Genomic DNA, 17949 nt, shown 5'->3' with positions numbered 1-17949 from the left:
TAAATAATTTAAGGAATAATTTAAAGAAATAAAATGAAAAATATATTCATCGCAGCTGCGTTTATTGGTGTAAATTTTCTGGATGCTCAAACCTATCCTCCACAGGCCAATGTTACGGGAACAACGGCAATTCCGGCTGCCAGTCCGCTTTTTAAATCATGGGCAACGGGAGCAACTGTTGTGCGAGGGTTGCAACAAATTAACGGTTCACAGACAGCTTATGCATCAGTTGGAACTCCTGAAAGTGCTATCGGTGCACCCAACAGTTCTGTGGTTTGTCTTGGTGACGGCGGAACGGCTGTTCTTACTTTTGCCAAACCAATTACCAACGACAGCGGATTTGATTTTGCAGTATTTGAAAACGGGTTTATGTCTAACCAAACCGGGAAAGCTTTTTTAGAGCTTGCTTTCGTGGAAGTGAGCTCAGACGGAACCAACTTTTTCCGGTTCCCTTCTCACAATCAATATCCTGCAGATTATGTACAGAATGCGCCTGATGCGGGCGGACCTGGTTTTGCAACAATGGATGCAACATACCTGAATAATTTTGCAGGAAAATATATCTCAGGCTTCGGAACTCCTTTTGACATCAGTGATATTCCGGATAATCCGCTTTTAAATAAATCTCAGATTACCCATGTGAAAATTATTGATGTTGTAGGCAGCAATGTTGAAGGCTACAGAACGTTTGACAGTTATGGAAATGTGGCAATTGACCCGTTCCCTACTCCTTTTGCATCATCAGGATTTGACTTGAATGCCGTGGGAGTAATTAACGAATACACTGCTGTTTTGGCAACTGCTGAAAATCAAAAAGCACCAGTTAAGATTAATTTGTATCCTAATCCTGCAACAGATTTTATCAAGATTACTACAGATAAGGACATCTTAGTGAAAATTTACAGCATTACCGGAGCGTTGGTAAAACAAGGCAAAACGGTTGACAGAGCGATGAACATTTCAGATTTAAAAAACGGAAACTACATCGTGCAGTTTGAAAACGAAAATGGTAAGCAGAATTTGAAACTGATTGTTTCAAAATAATTTGTTATCATCTCTAAAATAACAAAACCTCTTTCGATTGATTTTGAAAGAGGTTTTTTGATTATTGTATTTTGGATTTATTAAATCTTTACTGGTTTTAAACCAATTTTTTCAGCTTCAGCAATTACGAAATTTCTGGCTTCTTCACTGTCATTTCCAATGTCGCCTTCCAGAATTGCTTCTTTTACTTTTTCCTTTAAAATTCCGATTTCTCTTCCAGGTTTCAGATTAAACATCGTCATAATCTCTTCACCGGAAATCGGTGGCTGAAAATTTCTTACCTGATCTTTTTCTTCAACTTCTTTTATCTTAACAGCCACATACTGGAAATTTTTCTTAAATCTTTCCTGTTTTCTGGAATTTTTGGTGGTAATATCTGCCTTGCAGAGTGTAAATAAATCTTCCAAATCTTCTCCGGCATCAAACAAAAGCCTTCTCAATGCAGAATCTGAAGCATCATCAGTAACCAAAGCAATTGGTCGTGATGAAAGTTTTACCATTTTCTGAACGTATTTCATATCTGCATTCAAAGGTAATTTCAGTTTTTGAAATAAAGTTTTTACCATTTTTGAACCTAAAAACTCGTGCCCATGGAAAGTCCAGCCTGTTCCTTCCACGAATTTTTTGGTTGGTGCCTTTCCGATGTCGTGCAGCAGTGCCGCCCAGCGAAGCCAAAGGTTGTCGGTATTTTCTGAAATATTGTCAACCACTTCCAAAGTGTGATAAAAATTGTCTTTGTGCGTTTGACCTTCCACTTCTTCTACGCCCTTTAAATCAATCAATTCAGGAATAACTAATTTCATTAAACCTGTTTCTTCCATTAATTTTAAACCCACAGAAGGCTTTTTAGAAAGCATGATTTTATTAAATTCAACCATAATTCTTTCCATGGAAACAATTTTGATTCTTTCAGCTTCCTGTTTTATGGCTTCAAGAGAATTTTCTTCGATGGTAAAATTTAAAGTTGATGCAAAACGAACTGCTCTCATCATTCTCAACGGATCATCGGAATAGGTTTGTGCCGGTTCTAAAGGTGTTCTGAGGATTTCCTTCTGCAAATCGCCGATTCCATCAAAAGGATCAATCAATTCTCCGATATTATCTTTATTTAAAGAAATCGCCATCGCATTGATGGTGAAATCCCTTCTTTTCTGATCGTCTTCAATGGTTCCTCCTTCCACCTCCGGTTTGCGGCTGTCTTCGGTGTAGCTTTCTTTTCTGGCACCAACAAATTCCAGTTCAAGGTCTTTGTATCTGATCATGGCCGTTCCGTAGGTTTTAAAAACGGAAACTTTCATTTTCGGATCGATTTCTTTACCTACATTTTGAGCCAATTCAATTCCGCTCTGTTCGGTTACAAAATCTATATCCGTTGATGCTTTTCTTTTCATTAAAAGATCACGCACGTAACCGCCAACGATGTACACCGATTGATTGTTTGCCGCTGCGACTTCAGAAATGATTTTGAAAAGTTTGAGGTTTTGATTTTGATTGAGGTTGATGAACATTTTTTATGCGGGATGATAATTAATGGACAAAGATAAATATTTACTGTAAGTTTCTAAACCACAAATTGAAAATTAGACGAAGTCAAAAGTCACAAAAGATTTTTTGACACATGAGTCACATGAGTTTTAAAGTTTAATACTTTGAGAATATTTAGAGCACATGAGATTGAAAATCAAAGATTTTCTGTGTGAACGTCTGAAATCTCTGTTTAAATCTGTGAAATAAAATAAATGTACTTCATACTACAAAGTCACAAAAGATTTTACGACACATGAGTCACATGAGTTTTAAAGTTTAATACTTTGAAAATATCTAGAGCACATAAGACTGAAGGCTTCGACAGGCTCAGCCTGACATCGTTTATTTATAATTATCTTATAAACTTCATTCTGGGCGCACCGAAGGAATTTTTAAAGATTAAGTTTTAAACAATACGTATAAAAAATCCGTGAAAATCTGTGAAATCTGTGCGACACCACATCACTCTCTCAATACTTTTATGCGATTATCACTCCAGATTTTTATCACCGAAGAACCTGAATATTCTGAAACTTTCTCTCTGTTTTCTTCCACAGCATAATCTACCAAATCAATTATTTCCTTTGAAATATCTGAAAATTTCAACGGACTTTTATCGCCACTGAAATTAGCTGAAGTAGATACCAAAGGCTTATTAAGTTTTGTAATCAGCTTTTTGCAGTACAAATCTTTTACAAGACGAATTCCGATACTTCCGTCTTCTGCAAGCAATTCCTGAGGCAAACCTCTTGGGTTTTGATACACTAAAGTAACCGGTTTTTCACTTAAATCCATAATTTCCCACGCCATCTCCGGAACATCTACCAAATCCTGCAATCTCTTCTCTGTTTCCACCAAGATAATCATGGATTTGTTTTTCTCGCGCTTTTTGATATCGAAGATTTTGTTGATGGCGTCGACGTTTGTGGCATCACAGCCGATTCCCCAGATGGTATCGGTAGGATAAAGGATGGTTCCGCCGGATTTTAATATGTTGATGATGTTTTCCATAATTCAATAGGGGTGGGCTTTAGCCCGCCTTCAAAATTAAGCATTCATTAGGCTTTAGCCAAAACTTACATTTTAAAATTATATTTTTCAATGAACTCTTGAAACTCGTCTTCAAAACTTTTATGCTGATGATGTTTTTCCTGATTTTTAATATAATTTCTTACTAATTCTATTTTCGACTCAGAAACTGAAACCGCAAAATACTCGTCTTGCCATGAAAATTTTTCTTTTGTTAGATTATTTTTATTAATCCAATAAGAAGATTCACCCTTAATCAATTGAACAATTTTTTCTATATTTTGATTTGAGCCTAAAGAAATCAGGCAGTGACAGTGATCGCAATACCCATTGACCATGTCCATAAAAATCCCTTTATCCGATGCATTTTCTTTAATGTGCTTCCAAACTTTCACTCGTAAATCTGTAGTATTTAGAAATGGAGTTCGGTTATCAGTAGAAAATACGATATGAATATAAATTTTAATGAAAGGCATTTGTGTTGTTTTCGCTAAAAATAGTATTTTTTTTAGATTTTGGCTAAAGCCAATGCAACATTTAAATGAGAAAACGGGCTAAAGCCCGTTCCTATTGATTAAGTATTGTGAAAAAATTCCGGATTTTGAGTAAGAATTACGAGTAAAGCAACTGCTTACAATTCCGGCAAATACCTTTCCTCCACCACATTCAAATGATGAATATTATGACCAACAATTAATTTACAAATGATTTCTACAGAAATCTGGTTTCCATTGGCAATGCCTGTATTTTTTAAAACTTGAGGATTTAAGTTTTCCAATAAAATCTCTGACGATTTTCTCACACATTGATATTCTTCCAGCAAAGATTCCAAACTTCTATCGTTTGCGAATGAATTTGCTGCATAATTTTCTTCATCAAAACCAGGTAATTCCGATTTTTCTCCTCTTGAAATAGCTAAAATTCTGTACTGAAAAATTCTTTCCGTATCAGATAAATGCAAAAGAACTTCTTTTAAAGTCCATTTTCCTTCTGCGTAAGCAAATTTTGATTGTTCTTCTGTCAAATAAGAATACAGAGAAACAGTTTTCTCACCCACCAATCTTAACTCGTTCAACCAGTTTTCTGATGGAATTAAATCTAAATATCTTTGAATGTATTTTTGGAAATCGGTCATAAATATATAATTGATTAATGATAAATGATGATTGATGATCTAATATTTAATTAATTATCAATTATCATTCATTATTTGTCCACTCGTAAAAATTCACGTCATCGTATAGGTCAAAACCACAAGCTGGATATAATTGGTTTCCAATATCATTTGACTTTCCGGTTTCGAGGAGAATTTCTGCTGAATTTGTAGATTTTGCCAACTCTTTGGCTTCATCGATTAACTGTTTTGAAAAACCTTTTCCACGATAGTTTTCATTGACAAACAGATCATTCAACAACCAATACCGCTTCATTCTCGTTGAAGAAAATAATGGATACAATTGCACGAAGCCCACTAATTTACTTTCATTTTCAGCAACAAAAATTTCAGAATCCTTATTTTCAATTCTTTCTTTCAAAAAATTTTCAGCAGCAGGAATATCAGAATCTTTATGATAAAAAATTCTGTATTGATCAAACAGTTTGGTCAATTGAGGTAAGTCCTGAAGGGTAGCCTTTCTTGTGTTTTTCATTTTAAAAATTTAAGTAAAAATAAATGATTGCCTGCATTATCATTTCTAATTTGTCCTAATTCATATTTTACCACAAAGAGCACAATGGTTTTTCACAGGGTTCACAAGGCATTCTACTCTTTGTGAAATTCCAAAAATTTCTTATCGTAAAAAGATGATATGATAGCAAATACACAAACATCCGCTGTGAGGCGGATGTTAATGATTTATTATTTTACGAAAATGCTTTTTCCAAATCTGCAATCAGGTCTTCCGCATCTTCAATTCCAACGCTTAGACGTACCAGGTCATCTGTAATTCCCAGTTCAGCACGTTTTTCAGCAGGAATTGAAGCGTGAGTCATCAATGCAGGATGATTGGCCAAAGACTCTACTCCTCCCAAAGATTCAGCAAGAGTGAATACTTTTACTCTCTCTAAAAACTTAATTGCATCTTCTTTTTTTCCCGATTTGAAAGTGAAAGAAACCATTCCTCCAAAATCTTTCATCTGAGTTTTTGCCAGTTCATATTGCGGATGAGACTCCAATCCAGGATAAATAACCTGTGCAACTGCAGGATGAGATTCAAGGTATTTTGCCACAGCCATTCCGTTTTCAGAATGTCTTTGGACTCTCAATGCTAAAGTTTTAATTCCTCTTAAAACCAGATAAGAATCGTGTGGACCTAAAATTCCGCCGCTTGCAAACTGAATGAAGTGAAGTTTTTCTCCCAGTTCAGCGTCTTTAGCAATCAAAGCTCCTGCAATCACATCTGAGTGACCTCCTAAATATTTTGTCGCTGAGTGCATCACAATATCAGCTCCCAAATCGATTGGTCTTTGAAGATATGGCGTTGCAAAAGTGTTATCCACTGCAACTAAAATATCTTTTCCTTTCGCAATTTCCACTACTGCTTTGATGTCAACCAGTTTCATCAAAGGATTCGTTGGAGTTTCTACCCAGATTAATTTTGTTTTATCAGTAATTACATCTGCAATTTTTGAAGCATCATCAAAATTCACGAAGGTAAATTTCAACTGATATTTTTCGAAAAGTCTCGTAAACATTCTGTACGTTCCACCGTATAAATCATCCACGGCAACAACCTCATCGCCTGGATTTAATAATTTTAAAACACAGTCGATCGCAGCCAGACCGGAACCGAAAGCCAAACCTCTCGCTCCGTTTTCGATGCTTGCCAAAGAGTCTTCCAAAGCCTGTCTTGTAGGGTTTGCCGCTCTTGAATATTCATATCCTGAATGCACTCCCGGACTTTTCTGTGCGAAAGTTGACGTTAAAAAAACAGGAACATTTACCGAACCCGTTGCAGATTCGTGATGTTGCCCTCCGTGTATTACTTTAGTGTTGAAATTCATTTTTTATATTTTTGGTTAGAAGCTGGATGATGGAAGCTGGATGTTTTAACGAGCTACCAAAATACAAATTCCAAAATTATTTTTCTATGTACTTTTCTGAATGTAATATTTATCCAAATGCATCAATTTTAAAAGAGCTTCTTTTCTTCATGTAATAGCCTCTTTGAAGAGAAAGTCTTTGTCCATATTTCAAATCATGTATTACAAATAATAAAAAGAGATGAAATGATGTTTTTTGACTGATTCTTTCGGTAATAATATCTTCTTTAATTACTATTCCTTGCTCATTCACATATTCAATTTCTAAGTATTCTTCGATACTGTCGTCATCCTGAAAAGAATATTTCCATGATATTATTTCCCAAGGAATTTCTCTCGTATATTGTTTTAAATGTGGACCTTCAAATTTTAAAATGTTATAATCTTTATTTTTTCTGAAAGAAAATTCGCTTTGAATTTTATTCTTTAAAATAAATTCTTTGCAATCTAAATCTTTTATAAATTCTTCAATTTCTTCTTTTGAAAAATTTTTATGAATATCAAATTTACTCTCTCCAAAATATTCCCTGTAAAAAATATAACCGATAATGTCTTTTTTATTTTTAAAATACTTTCCAGAAATTTTCTTTTCCAACAAAGAAACAAATACAAAGTAAAAAATCAGCAAACTTACTAACCAGGCAATTGGATTTGATGTAAGGTTAAATATTACAACAAAAATTACACTTACGATAAAAGCAAGAAAAAAAGAAAATAGATTAATTCTGTTTTTTAATTTAATAAACTTGAAAAAATCATGCAACAAAAACATACTACATCTTTATCGCAGATTTTATGGCAAATTCCTCTGCTATTTGTTCAATCCATTCTGCAACATCATCTTCACCAGTTGCTCTTTGGTAAGTATTTCCCATAGAAACAAAAATCTGGTGCATAAACATTTTCATTTGGTCTACCGGCATATCTTTCGTCCAAAGGTCTATTCTTAGGGCTTCAGAAGTTTTTTCGTCCCAAACGGAAATCATTACTGCTTTTGTTTCTTCTTTTTCTACGCCTCCATCAGCTGCATTCCAAGTCATCACTTCAGGAACGTGATTTTCGTCCAGCTCCACATCTATTGTAATCTGAGTTTTTCTCATTTCTCTATTTTTCTAATATTTATTTTTCTATCTAAATTATCCTGCTCATCTCCATCTTCCATCTTCCATCTTCCATCTTCCATCTCCCAGCTTCCCTACTCCTCAAACTTCGGCTTGTAACCCGCCTCGTTAAAAATCTGAGTAGCATCTTTCTTTATGAAATCCGTCAGTTTCGTATCCGGATTTTTACTAAAATAGGCTTTGCTGATTTGCCATCCCGTGAAAACGCCAATCATTGGAGAAGATTCGTTATCTATTTCCGTGTAAAATTTTGAGAACGGCCCGGGATTGATAAATCTTTCCACCAAACGGTGATCATCGCCAAAAATAAGATTGCTTTCCACGAAATAATTGTAAACGTTAGCTTCGTTATTTTTTGCCCAGTCGTACTGCTCTTTTGTGTAATCCATTTTCAGATAATCCGGAGTTTCCGGTAAAAAAGCATCCTGAAGCATCATCACTTTTCCGTTGTAGACCATTAAATCAACAAACTTCTGATGATCAGTTGAAAAAGGGACAATCCTTTCAGCAAAAATTCTTGAAATTTTCGGAACGATATTATTTGGGTTCATCGATTTTTGAAAATAAAGTTCCAGACCTTTGTAATTAGGATTTTTAAAACCCATAAATCCTGTAATGTCTACAAAAAGAAAATTGGTTTTTTCATCATATAAAATCGGCTCCTGAATCATCTGTAATGAAGATGAGAAAAGAAAAACTTTTGGAGTTTTAAATTTCGGAAAATAATATTTGATGTGTGAAAAAAGGTCGTTTAAATCTTTCTCCAGTTTTGTCTGATCAATTTTTGAGGCTGCTTCCTGATATAATTTAATTTCCTGAGGATCAGTTCGTCTTTTGATAAAATCTTCATCCGGAACACTCCCCTGAAACCATGGAAATTTCGCCTGAAACTGTTCAAGAGAAACTTTAGGATCAAAAAACTCTTTTGAAATATCGGTCATTGAAACTTTCTCAGCTGGTTGCGTGATTTCCACCTTCCACTGTGCTTCATTTTCTTTTTTACATGAATTTAAAGCTAAAACTAAAAGGCATGAAACTGCCGCAATTCTAAAAATCTTCATTATTTTTACATGAAATTTAAGTTTACAAAAATAAGTAAAATTAATGGCAAAAATATTCATTGAAACCGAAAGACTTATCTTGAGGGAGATAATTCCTGGAGATGTGGAGGCATTTTTCGCAATGGACAGCAATCCTGAAGTGGTAAAATATGTCGGAATAAAACCATTGACCGACATCAGCCAAAGTGCAGCCATGATCGAAAGCATTCGAAATCAATATACAGAAAACGGAATCGGAAGATGGGCCGTCATTCTAAAGGAAAACGGAAAACTGATTGGCTGGAGCGGTTTGAAACTCATTAAAGAAATCAACAATCATCAGAACATTCACGATCTTGGCTACCGTTTCACACCGGAATATTGGGGAAAAGGGTATGCTTCAGAAACTTCAGTTGCAGTTTTGAATTATGCTTTTAATGAAATGAAACTTGACACTATTTTTGCGTATGCTGATGTTGAAAATGACGCTTCCAATCATGTTTTGAGAAAACTGGGCTTTGAAGAAAAAGGAACGTTCATCGACGAAGGAGATAAATGCTTTTGGTTTGAACTTAAAAAAGAGAATTTTAAATATTAAAAAAATAAATAATGCGGACACAGAAAGTAATTGATCATATCGTAAACTGGCTAAAGGATTATGCCGAAAAATCAGGAGTGAAGGGTTATGTTTTGGGAGTTTCCGGTGGTGTTGATTCGGGAGTGGTCTCTACATTGGCAGCGATGACAGGTTTGAAAACTTTATTAATTGAGATGCCGATTCGTCAAAAAGAAGATCAGGTAAACCGTGCGTGGGAACACATGAATGACTTAAAATCCAGATTCCCAAACGTTGAAGCAATGTCTGTGAATCTTACTCCGGCTTTTGAAGAACTGTACAAAACGTTTGATGTTCACGACGATGAATTTCCGAACGAAAAACTGGCTTTTGCCAACACAAGATCCCGTTTGAGAATGCTTACTCTTTATTATTACGGACAAATCAACGGACTTCTAGTATGCGGAACAGGAAATAAAGTGGAAGATTTCGGGATTGGTTTTTATACAAAATACGGCGACGGCGGGGTCGACATCTCTCCTATCGCAGATCTTTATAAAACAGAGGTTTATGCCTTGGCTAAAGCTTTAAATCTTGTTAAAAACATTCAGGAAGCAATCCCGACAGATGGGCTTTGGGACGCGGAAAGAACCGACGAAATGCAGATTGGCGCAACCTATCCCGAGCTGGAAAAAATTCAGAAAGAATGGGGTACAAAAACGGAATCTGATTATAGCGGAAGAGATCTGGAAGTGTTTCAAATTTTCAGCAGAATGAATAGAGCGGCACAACATAAAATCAATCCGATTCCGGTGTGTGATATTCCTGAAGAATGGAGAAATTAATTAATGTAGCAATTTACCAGTGTAACAGTTTACCAATTTAGAGGATTGTTACATTGCTAAATTGTTATATTGCTACATTAAATTTTATTATATGAATCCTAAAATGCGCTCGCTTTTTTTTGCCTGTCTCGGACTTCTCTTCGGAATGTCTGCGATGTATGTTTATAATAATTTTATTGCAGAGAAGAAAGATCCTGTTACGACTGAGGAAAATTTAAAAACTTCAAATAATCCTGATTACAAGCAGGAAAATAAAGTTGAAAACAATAGTGAAATTTATTCAATCACTGAAGCGACAACAGTAATTAATTATGTGAAAAAAAATCATCAGCTGCCTGATTATTATTTAACCAAAAACGAAGCAAAAAAGCAAGGGTGGAATCCTTCTAAAGGAAATCTGTGTGAAGTTTTGCCTGGAAAAGCAATTGGCGGAGATTACTTTGGAAACCGTGAAGGAAAACTGCCAAAAGGCGAAAAGTATTTTGAAGCCGACGTCAATTACAACTGCGGAAACCGAAATTCTGACCGAATTGTTTTCACTAAAAACGGAGAGGTTTATTTGACTAAAAATCACTACAAAAGTTTTGAGAAAAAGTAAAACTGTCATCGCACGAAGTAATACGATGAAGAATTCTTAGAGATTTTGAATATTGAAAAGCATCATTCCCTGCAAGATTGCATTTACAAAGTCTCAGAAAAGGCTGTTCATTGCAATGATTTAAAAACCCTTACATTTGCAACTCTTAAAATTAAACTATGAACACAATATACATCGACTTCGCAGACCTTGGTGATTACGAAGATTTTTATGCCCAGCTTAAAGAAAAAGTAAAACTTCCGGAGCATTTTGGAGATAATCTGGATGCACTTTCTGATGTGATTTCCGGCGAACTGGAAATGCCTCTGCATCTCGAATTTGTTAATATGAGCGTGGATCAGCTCGAGATTTTCGAAGATTTGCTGACTACTTTGGAAGATGCCGAAGAGGAAGTGGAAGATTTTTCTTTTGCGTATTATCTGGAGCAGTACGAGGATGAGGAAGAAACTGATGCTGAGGATGAAAGCTCTGAATAATATTCATAAAATTTACTTTAGTATTTAAACCTTGAAGGTTTGGTAAAGACATAAAAAATCCCCGCAAATTTAATTTGTGGGGATTTTTTACATTTGATTAAAGTTATTTTCCTAAAACTTCAATCAATGGCTGGCCAACGTTTCCGCTTGGGTTTTCAATTCTTAAAAACTGAGCGATGGTTGGAGCAATATCGGTCATAAAATGAAGAGCATTGCTTTCTCCCTGTGGCACTTTCCAGCCCATAAAAATCAATGGAATGTGAGCATCATAAGAATTCCAAACGCTGTGGGTGGTTCCTTTTTTAGCGTAAGTCGGTAGCATTCCGTCGTGTGAAACGATTTGAATATCACCGCTTCGCTGCCAGTTATAACCGTTGATCACTCTGGACTTAATCGGTTCCGGAATCGGAGCGTTGGCTACATCTTTCAGATCAACTGCGTACAAAACACGTGGGTCTTTATTTAAATTTTCAATAATACTTTTCCTGATGGCAACTTCATCCAGTTTTTTATCTTTAATGAGTTTGTGGTCAAGGTAAATCTGATAATTGTCAATCCCTAAAATCAGTTTGCTGGCGGCGTATTTTGACTCCAATTCAGCTCCTAAGTTTTTCTCTAAACCATCATCAAAAAATCCGGTCAGCATTTTATTTTCTTTCATGTAACCCTCTGCGTGCGCACCACCGTGATCGGCAGAAAGGAAAACAAGATATTCGCCCTTCCCTACTTTTTGGTCAAGCATTTTAAAGAAATTCGCCAGTTCAATATCAAGTCTCAGATAAGTATCTTCCACTTCAATCGCATTGGGTCCGTAAGCGTGACCAACGTAATCTGTGGAAGCAACGTTGATGGCAAGAAAATCTGTAATCTGATCTTTCCCCAACTGATAACCGTCGATAGCGGCTTCAGCAAATTTTAAAGTATAGGTATTTCCGAAAGGTGTTGTTCTCAAAACGCCTTTATTCACAGCATAATCTGCTGCAAGATTGTTGTATGGAAAAGTAGGCGTTTTTGCTGTTCCTACAGGTTTTTCCCATGGAACATCGTCTCGCGTACTTTCTGTGTACTCAATGATGGGCAATAAAGTATTCCAACCGTTAGCAACAAGTTTTTCGGCTAATTTCTGTTCGTTAAATCTGTTTACCCAATCTGGCAAACTATTCATGTAGTAAGAACTTGTCACAAAATTTCCGTTGGTTTCATCGAACCAAAAAGCGCCTGTCGGATTATGACCGGCCGGTAAAACAGATGCTCTGTCTTTCAGTGAAACGCCGACCACTTTAGACTGAAAATTACTTGCAATCCTCAACTGATCTGTAATCGTCGTGCTCCAGAGATTTTTTGGAGAATGTCCGCCAATTTTATCGTTTGTACCAACACCTTTCACTTCAGTATCTGCAGTACAGTAAACATTTTTTCCGGTTTCTCTGTCTGTCCAGTCATTTCCGGCAATCCCGTGAATCGAGGGAACTGAACCTGTATAAATAGTGGTATGACCAATAGCTGTAACCGTCGGAACATAAGGAATCATCACATTATTAAACGAAAAACCTTTGTTGAGCATTCTTTTAAACCCATCTTCACCGTACTTATCATAAAAACGGTACAGATATTCCCACCTCATCTGGTCGATCACCAAACCGACTACCAATTTTGGTTTTTCCAATTGAGATTTTTTATTTTTCTGCGCGTTTACCGTCATTAGAGAAACAAAAGTAACTGCAGCAATCGTAATTTTCTTTAGCATTGAAATAACTTTTTAATGGTGACAAATTTAAGGGTTTTGAAAGTTTTGGTGTGTGAAATTTTATTTAAATTTTTGCGTTATACTTTTACAACAAAAACTATTTATTATGAAACTCAGATCTCTTTTAATTTTATTCCTACTCAATGTGTGCTGTAATATTCTTGCATATCCGATTTCGCCAAGACCTTTGAGAAAATTAGTAACAGATTCTAAAAACATTGTTTACGCAGAAGTTATTGATATCAGGAAAAATAAAAAAGCAAAGGAAAATGACTGGTTTAAATCTGAAATTGCAGTTCTCAAAGTACATGATGTTCTACAAGGAAAAATTTCCTCCACACAAATTATTGAAGTCTATACAAGTACAGGAATTTCCTGTCCGGCACCTGCATATTTTGAAAAAGGAACGATGACTTTGGCATTTATAGAAAAAGATAAAAATGACGGAAGATATCAAACACCGGATCTTTCATACGGTTCAAAATTATTAAGTGAGGATGAGTACGCGGTCTACAAAAAGAGAATTCTGGAAATGCAGGATATTTTAAAAATAAAAGATCCAGAAGAACAACACGTAAAACGGTTGACTGGCTGGTAGATTGCGCTCTTGAAAAAGCAACAAGGTGGGAAGGAACATACGAGCTCTCACCGGAAAGTGATTTCATGTCTTACTACGATCAGGATAAAGACACATTCATCCGGAAATTTGAACTCAATGAAGGCCAGAAACAGAAACTCAGAAATGCCTTTCTAAATCTCAACCAACTGCAGTACGATGACTTGGGAATACTGGATTTAATCGCTGAGAAGAATGATAAAGAAGTGCTCGATTTTCTTATTTTACGCTTCAAAGAATCTGCAGAACAGTTCGTTTTTGAAGGAGACTTTTACATGTCGAGAATCGCGCAACTGTCCGGTCGTGAAGATTTGAAACAGATTATGAAAAAAGGCGAAGAAATTGATATGCTGAGTGACAATTATGAAACAAAATCAAAAGAAATAATTGCAGAATTTATAGCCAAACTTTAATCTTAACAGTTCTCTGAATATTCATTAAATTTGAAGTTTAACCGTTTCAAAAAAAATTAAATGAAATTCCTCAGACCCTGTCTTTTACTGATTTCAATATTGCTTTTTGGCTGGCTGTTGATGAGCAACGTCAATCTGATTAATGTTGCCGCCACGCTCAATGAATCTGAAATCAATTCACAAACCGCTGCAGTAAACAGTTTTACAGACATTGACAAACTAAAGGAATTTACAATTGAGAAAATCAATTACATAGAAGTCATACGCAACAGATTTTCAGAAAATGCTTATGTGAGAATCGGAATTCTTGTTTCACTGATCATCATTCAGGTTGTACTGTTTAGCTTAAGACGAAATGTGTCAACAGTAAAACAGTAACTTTAAATGTTGAGATGTGAATACTTTTTCACGCACATTCTTTACAAACTCCCGTCAACACACAATTCACCCTCTCCACTGAATATCCTTTTTCAAGTGAAAACTGCACGGCAATTGGCAAACATTCTATCGTTTCACATTTTGTACATCTGAAATGAAAATGATGGTCTGCCAATTTTTTTTCATCGCATTTGATGCAGACTGCGAAATACTGTTTGCCATCCTCAGCTACAATTCTGTGTAGAATTCCGTCTTCACAGAAACGGTTCAGCACGCGGTAAACCGTTGCTCGATCCATATTTAAAGAAACTTTTTTCATAATAGCATCCTGACTCATCGCTTTTTTTGAATCTGCCAAAACGTTCAAAACGGCTTCTTTGGTGGGGGTACTTCTTCTTTTCATATTTATTAATGCGATTATGTTGCAATAATAAAAATTTTATCTAAATTTGACAAATATTACAAACGAAACTTTGTCTTAATTTTTTTTAAAATCAAAAATTATGAATCCAACTCAATACGACGCTATCATTATTGGCGGAAGCTATGCCGGACTTTCTGCAGCAATGGCTTTGGGAAGATCACTGCGGAAAACTTTGGTCATCGATAGTGGGAAACCCTGCAATGAACAGACACCTCATTCTCAAAATTTCCTGACTCAGGATGGAAGGTCACCTAAAGAAATTTCAACTTTAGCGAAAAGTCAGGTTTCCAGATATGAAACTGTTGAATTTCTTGACGGCAAAGTTGTTTCAGCAAAAAAAACTGATTTTGGATTTGAAGTGGAGACTGAAAACGGTGAAATTTTTAATTCAAAAAAACTGATCATTGCCACCGGAATTACCGATGAAATCCCGGATATCAAAGGATTCAAAGAATCATGGGGAATCTCGCTGATTCACTGCCCGTACTGTCATGGTTATGAATACAGAGGCAAAAAAACAGGAATTATTGCGAATGGAGACAGAGCTTTTCATATCTCTTCTTTAGTTAAAAATTTAACAGAGAATGTTACAATTCTTACGAGAGGTAAAGCTCAGTTTTCAGAAGAACAGTTAGAAAAATTTAAATATAATCAAATTGAAATCATTGAAACTGGCATTACCGAACTGAAACACAAAAATGGTTATGTGAAAAGTCTGCTATTTGAAGATGGAAGAGAAATAGATTTTGAAGCGGTTTACGGAGCGTTTCCATTTGCTCAACATTCTCACATACCAGAAAACTTAGGTTGTGAGTTGACGGAATTTGGTCATATTAAAACAGATATGTTTCAAAAAACAAACATTGCGGGACTTTTCGTCTGCGGCGACAATTCTTCGATGATGCGTTCGGTGGCAAATGCAGTATTGACCGGAAATGTTGCTGGTGTGATGGCGAATATGGAATTGGTGACGGATTTTTTTTAGTTTGGCCAATTACTTTAAAACATTAAAAGGCTTTCTACATTAGTTTGATAAAAAAAATGGTTTTATAGTTAAAAACAGTTGGTGAAACTCTTTCAACGATTTTTAAACAAACTCTAAATTCTGCCAAAACTTAAAAAATATTTTAAAATGAACCTGAATGATTGACCACTGAAGCATCTGCGGCATTTTTTATTTCGCTGGGATTTTTTCCAGTATGTTTTTTTATAAAATGTGTAAAATTTCCCTCATTGGAAAAACCTAAACGGTAAGAAATCTCTGAGATGGTAAATCCGCTGTATTTCAAAAGCTTATAGCATTCTGCGATTACCTTTTCGGTGATGATCTGTTTTGCTGTTTTTCCTGTAACAAACTCGGTCATCTCTGTGAGTTTTCTTGAGGTGATATTTAAAGCTTTCGCATAATGGGTTACAATTTTAAATTCCTTAAAATCCCTCTGCAATAGAACTCTGAATCTGTTGACACAGGAAACATAATCCAGATTGTCGGTAATTTCTATCTGCTCATCTTCAGCAAAGAGCATAGCATCAAGAATAAATGCTTTTACAGTGTTGTGAGCCGCCGAAATATAAAGCGTTTCGCCTTTTTCGTAGAATTTGAGCAATCTTTCGATGATAAATTTTTCAATAATATGGCGGTCTGTGATGAAAGGTGCAATAAATATATCAGATTCATAATTGAAAAAAAGTGTAGAATTCAAAAGAAGAGAATCCATAGAGCTCTGTTCGTAAAACGCTGCAGAAAATGCAATAACGTAAATATCTTTTCCTTCAGTATTTCTCACAAAAACCTCCTTGTGTGGACCTGCGAAGAGCATACTTTCGTTTTTTATTGTAAAATCGCGTCCCTGAACATTGATTTCGAAACCGTCTATTGCGATCAGAATACAGAAATATTCCTGAGTATTGATATTGTTGCTGCCATTGTTGCGCTCCATAATACGTTTCAGATGATTGACACTAAAGCCCGTCTTTTTCAGCTGATTGGTAACTTCGTACATGCGCAATTCATTTATTGATTTATCTAAAATAAATATACCGAATTATTTTGAATTTAACATAAAAAAAATTCGGCACACACTGCGGTGTACCGAATTTTTTTCATTTTATCAGGATCAATGAAGATTAAAATTTCAAATCTCCGTTTACTTCTCTTACCGCTTGTGCAGCTTCAGCAAACTTAGCTTTTTCTTCTTCAGTTAGAGTAATGTTCACGATGCTTTCAACACCGTTCTTCCCGATGATTGCAGGTACACCTAAACAGATATCAGATTCTCCGTACTCTCCGTCTAACATCAAAGAACAAGAAATCATTTTTTTCTGGTCGCAGGCAATTGCCTGAACCATTACAGAAACTGCAGCACCTGGCGCATACCAAGCTGAAGTACCTAACAATTTAGTTAATGTAGCACCTCCCACTTTGGTTTCTTCAAGTACATATTTTTGCTGATCATCGTTTAAAAACTCAGATACAGGAACACCGTTTCTTGTAGCCTTGCTCAAAAGAGGAAGCATTCCTGTATCACTGTGAGCAGCGATTACCATACCGTCAACATCCGAAATCGGAGCTTCAAGAGCCTCTGCCAATCTGTATTTGAATCTTGCAGAATCCAAAGCACCACCCATACCGATGATTTTGTGCTTAGGAAGACCTGAGGTTTTGTGTACGAGATAAGCCATAGTATCCATCGGGTTGGAAACCACAATGATGATTACTTCCGGAGAATGCTTTACAAGATTTTCAGTAACTTCTTTTACGATTCCTGCATTGATTCCGATTAATTCTTCTCTCGTCATTCCTGGTTTTCTTGGAATCCCGGAAGTAATTACTGCTACATGAGAACCTGCTGTTTTGCTGTAATCTCCTGTTGTACCTGTAATTTTTGTATCAAATCCGTTCAGGGATGCTGTCTGCATCAGATCCATTGCTTTTCCTTCAGCAAAACCTTCTTTGATATCTACTAAAACTACTTCCGAACAGAAATCTTTCATTGCGATGTATTCTGCACAGCTTGCTCCTACAGCGCCTGCACCTACTACGGTTACTTTCATAATGTGACTATTTATTATTTATTTTGTTAGTTTAAATTA

Annotated in this window: 22 protein-coding genes; 9 read left to right on the top strand and 13 right to left on the bottom strand. The window is 35.8% G+C overall.

The window, feature by feature from the left end:
* Positions 1 to 33 precede the first annotated feature (33 nt).
* A complete protein-coding gene (locus NG809_RS16025) occupies positions 34 to 1044 on the top strand; it encodes a T9SS type A sorting domain-containing protein (RefSeq protein WP_262152276.1) in 1011 nt (336 codons plus the stop codon).
* Between the two features lie 80 nt (positions 1045 to 1124).
* On the opposite strand, the gene NG809_RS16020 is transcribed toward NG809_RS16025, so the two are convergent.
* The 9 genes from NG809_RS16020 to gldB all read right to left on the bottom strand — a co-directional run bounded on the left by NG809_RS16020 (position 1125) and on the right by gldB (position 8824).
* Positions 1125 to 2552, bottom strand: a complete 1428-nt coding sequence (locus NG809_RS16020; protein ID WP_262152275.1) for a CCA tRNA nucleotidyltransferase — start codon at positions 2550 to 2552, stop codon at positions 1125 to 1127.
* Between the two features lie 481 nt (positions 2553 to 3033).
* On the bottom strand, positions 3034 to 3582 hold the full coding sequence (locus NG809_RS16015; protein WP_262152274.1) for an L-threonylcarbamoyladenylate synthase: 549 nt from the start codon (positions 3580 to 3582) through the stop codon (positions 3034 to 3036).
* Between the two features lie 65 nt (positions 3583 to 3647).
* On the bottom strand, positions 3648 to 4076 hold the full coding sequence (gene tnpA / locus NG809_RS16010; RefSeq protein WP_262152273.1) for an IS200/IS605 family transposase: 429 nt from the start codon (positions 4074 to 4076) through the stop codon (positions 3648 to 3650).
* A gap of 155 nt (positions 4077 to 4231) precedes the next feature.
* A complete protein-coding gene (locus tag NG809_RS16005) occupies positions 4232 to 4735 on the bottom strand; it encodes a DinB family protein (protein ID WP_262152272.1) in 504 nt (167 codons plus the stop codon).
* A 64-nt stretch (positions 4736 to 4799) separates the two neighbouring features.
* On the bottom strand, positions 4800 to 5249 hold the full coding sequence (locus tag NG809_RS16000; protein ID WP_262152271.1) for a GNAT family N-acetyltransferase: 450 nt from the start codon (positions 5247 to 5249) through the stop codon (positions 4800 to 4802).
* 214 nt (positions 5250 to 5463) lie between these two features.
* The gene (locus tag NG809_RS15995) at positions 5464 to 6603 is read right to left on the bottom strand and encodes a cystathionine gamma-synthase (protein ID WP_262152270.1); all 1140 of its coding nucleotides are present in this window, start codon (positions 6601 to 6603) and stop codon (positions 5464 to 5466) included.
* A gap of 109 nt (positions 6604 to 6712) precedes the next feature.
* Positions 6713 to 7414, bottom strand: a complete 702-nt coding sequence (locus NG809_RS15990) for a hypothetical protein (RefSeq protein WP_262152269.1) — start codon at positions 7412 to 7414, stop codon at positions 6713 to 6715.
* Between the two features lies 1 nt (position 7415).
* The gene (gldC, locus tag NG809_RS15985) at positions 7416 to 7742 is read right to left on the bottom strand and encodes a gliding motility protein GldC (RefSeq protein WP_262152268.1); all 327 of its coding nucleotides are present in this window, start codon (positions 7740 to 7742) and stop codon (positions 7416 to 7418) included.
* A gap of 95 nt (positions 7743 to 7837) precedes the next feature.
* The gene (gldB, locus tag NG809_RS15980) at positions 7838 to 8824 is read right to left on the bottom strand and encodes a gliding motility lipoprotein GldB (protein WP_262152267.1); all 987 of its coding nucleotides are present in this window, start codon (positions 8822 to 8824) and stop codon (positions 7838 to 7840) included.
* A 43-nt stretch (positions 8825 to 8867) separates the two neighbouring features.
* Here gldB and NG809_RS15975 point away from each other — a divergent pair, with 43 nt between their 5' ends.
* The 4 genes from NG809_RS15975 to NG809_RS15960 all read left to right on the top strand — a co-directional run bounded on the left by NG809_RS15975 (position 8868) and on the right by NG809_RS15960 (position 11278).
* Entirely contained in the window at positions 8868 to 9401 is a 534-nt protein-coding gene (locus tag NG809_RS15975) for a GNAT family N-acetyltransferase (RefSeq protein WP_262152266.1), read from the top strand.
* An 11-nt stretch (positions 9402 to 9412) separates the two neighbouring features.
* Positions 9413 to 10204, top strand: a complete 792-nt coding sequence (gene nadE, locus NG809_RS15970) for an NAD(+) synthase (RefSeq protein ID WP_262152265.1) — start codon at positions 9413 to 9415, stop codon at positions 10202 to 10204.
* Positions 10205 to 10295: 91 nt separating this feature from the next.
* On the top strand, positions 10296 to 10802 hold the full coding sequence (locus tag NG809_RS15965) for a ribonuclease domain-containing protein (protein ID WP_262152264.1): 507 nt from the start codon (positions 10296 to 10298) through the stop codon (positions 10800 to 10802).
* Positions 10803 to 10960: 158 nt separating this feature from the next.
* The gene (locus NG809_RS15960; RefSeq protein WP_262152263.1) at positions 10961 to 11278 is read left to right on the top strand and encodes a barstar family protein; all 318 of its coding nucleotides are present in this window, start codon (positions 10961 to 10963) and stop codon (positions 11276 to 11278) included.
* A 103-nt stretch (positions 11279 to 11381) separates the two neighbouring features.
* On the opposite strand, the gene pafA is transcribed toward NG809_RS15960, so the two are convergent.
* Positions 11382 to 13025 (bottom strand): alkaline phosphatase PafA, encoded by a 1644-nt coding sequence (gene pafA / locus NG809_RS15955; protein WP_262152262.1) that lies wholly within the window; start codon positions 13023 to 13025, stop codon positions 11382 to 11384.
* A gap of 106 nt (positions 13026 to 13131) precedes the next feature.
* Here pafA and NG809_RS15950 point away from each other — a divergent pair, with 106 nt between their 5' ends.
* From NG809_RS15950 to NG809_RS15940, 3 genes are all read left to right on the top strand, one after another.
* Positions 13132 to 13623, top strand: a complete 492-nt coding sequence (locus tag NG809_RS15950) for a hypothetical protein (RefSeq protein WP_262152261.1) — start codon at positions 13132 to 13134, stop codon at positions 13621 to 13623.
* A 65-nt stretch (positions 13624 to 13688) separates the two neighbouring features.
* A complete protein-coding gene (locus NG809_RS15945) occupies positions 13689 to 14054 on the top strand; it encodes a hypothetical protein (RefSeq protein ID WP_262152260.1) in 366 nt (121 codons plus the stop codon).
* Positions 14055 to 14114: 60 nt separating this feature from the next.
* On the top strand, positions 14115 to 14432 hold the full coding sequence (locus NG809_RS15940) for a hypothetical protein (protein ID WP_262152259.1): 318 nt from the start codon (positions 14115 to 14117) through the stop codon (positions 14430 to 14432).
* A gap of 28 nt (positions 14433 to 14460) precedes the next feature.
* Here NG809_RS15940 and NG809_RS15935 read toward each other — a convergent pair whose 3' ends face one another.
* The gene (locus NG809_RS15935; protein WP_262152258.1) at positions 14461 to 14835 is read right to left on the bottom strand and encodes a Fur family transcriptional regulator; all 375 of its coding nucleotides are present in this window, start codon (positions 14833 to 14835) and stop codon (positions 14461 to 14463) included.
* Between the two features lie 100 nt (positions 14836 to 14935).
* Here NG809_RS15935 and NG809_RS15930 point away from each other — a divergent pair, with 100 nt between their 5' ends.
* Entirely contained in the window at positions 14936 to 15841 is a 906-nt protein-coding gene (locus tag NG809_RS15930) for an NAD(P)/FAD-dependent oxidoreductase (RefSeq protein WP_262152257.1), read from the top strand.
* A 142-nt stretch (positions 15842 to 15983) separates the two neighbouring features.
* Here the strand turns inward: NG809_RS15930 and NG809_RS15925 are convergent, their stop codons facing one another.
* A complete protein-coding gene (locus NG809_RS15925; protein ID WP_262152256.1) occupies positions 15984 to 16859 on the bottom strand; it encodes a helix-turn-helix domain-containing protein in 876 nt (291 codons plus the stop codon).
* Positions 16860 to 16983: 124 nt separating this feature from the next.
* Positions 16984 to 17910: a malate dehydrogenase gene (locus NG809_RS15920; RefSeq protein ID WP_262152255.1), complete on the bottom strand. Its 927-nt coding sequence runs from the start codon at positions 17908 to 17910 to the stop codon at positions 16984 to 16986.
* Between the last annotated feature and the right edge of the window lie 39 nt (positions 17911 to 17949).

Origin of the sequence: Chryseobacterium foetidum (genome assembly GCF_025457425.1) — a bacterium.
GTDB classification, from domain to species: domain Bacteria; phylum Bacteroidota; class Bacteroidia; order Flavobacteriales; family Weeksellaceae; genus Chryseobacterium; species Chryseobacterium foetidum.
This window is presented reverse-complemented; position numbering and strand designations above follow the sequence as displayed.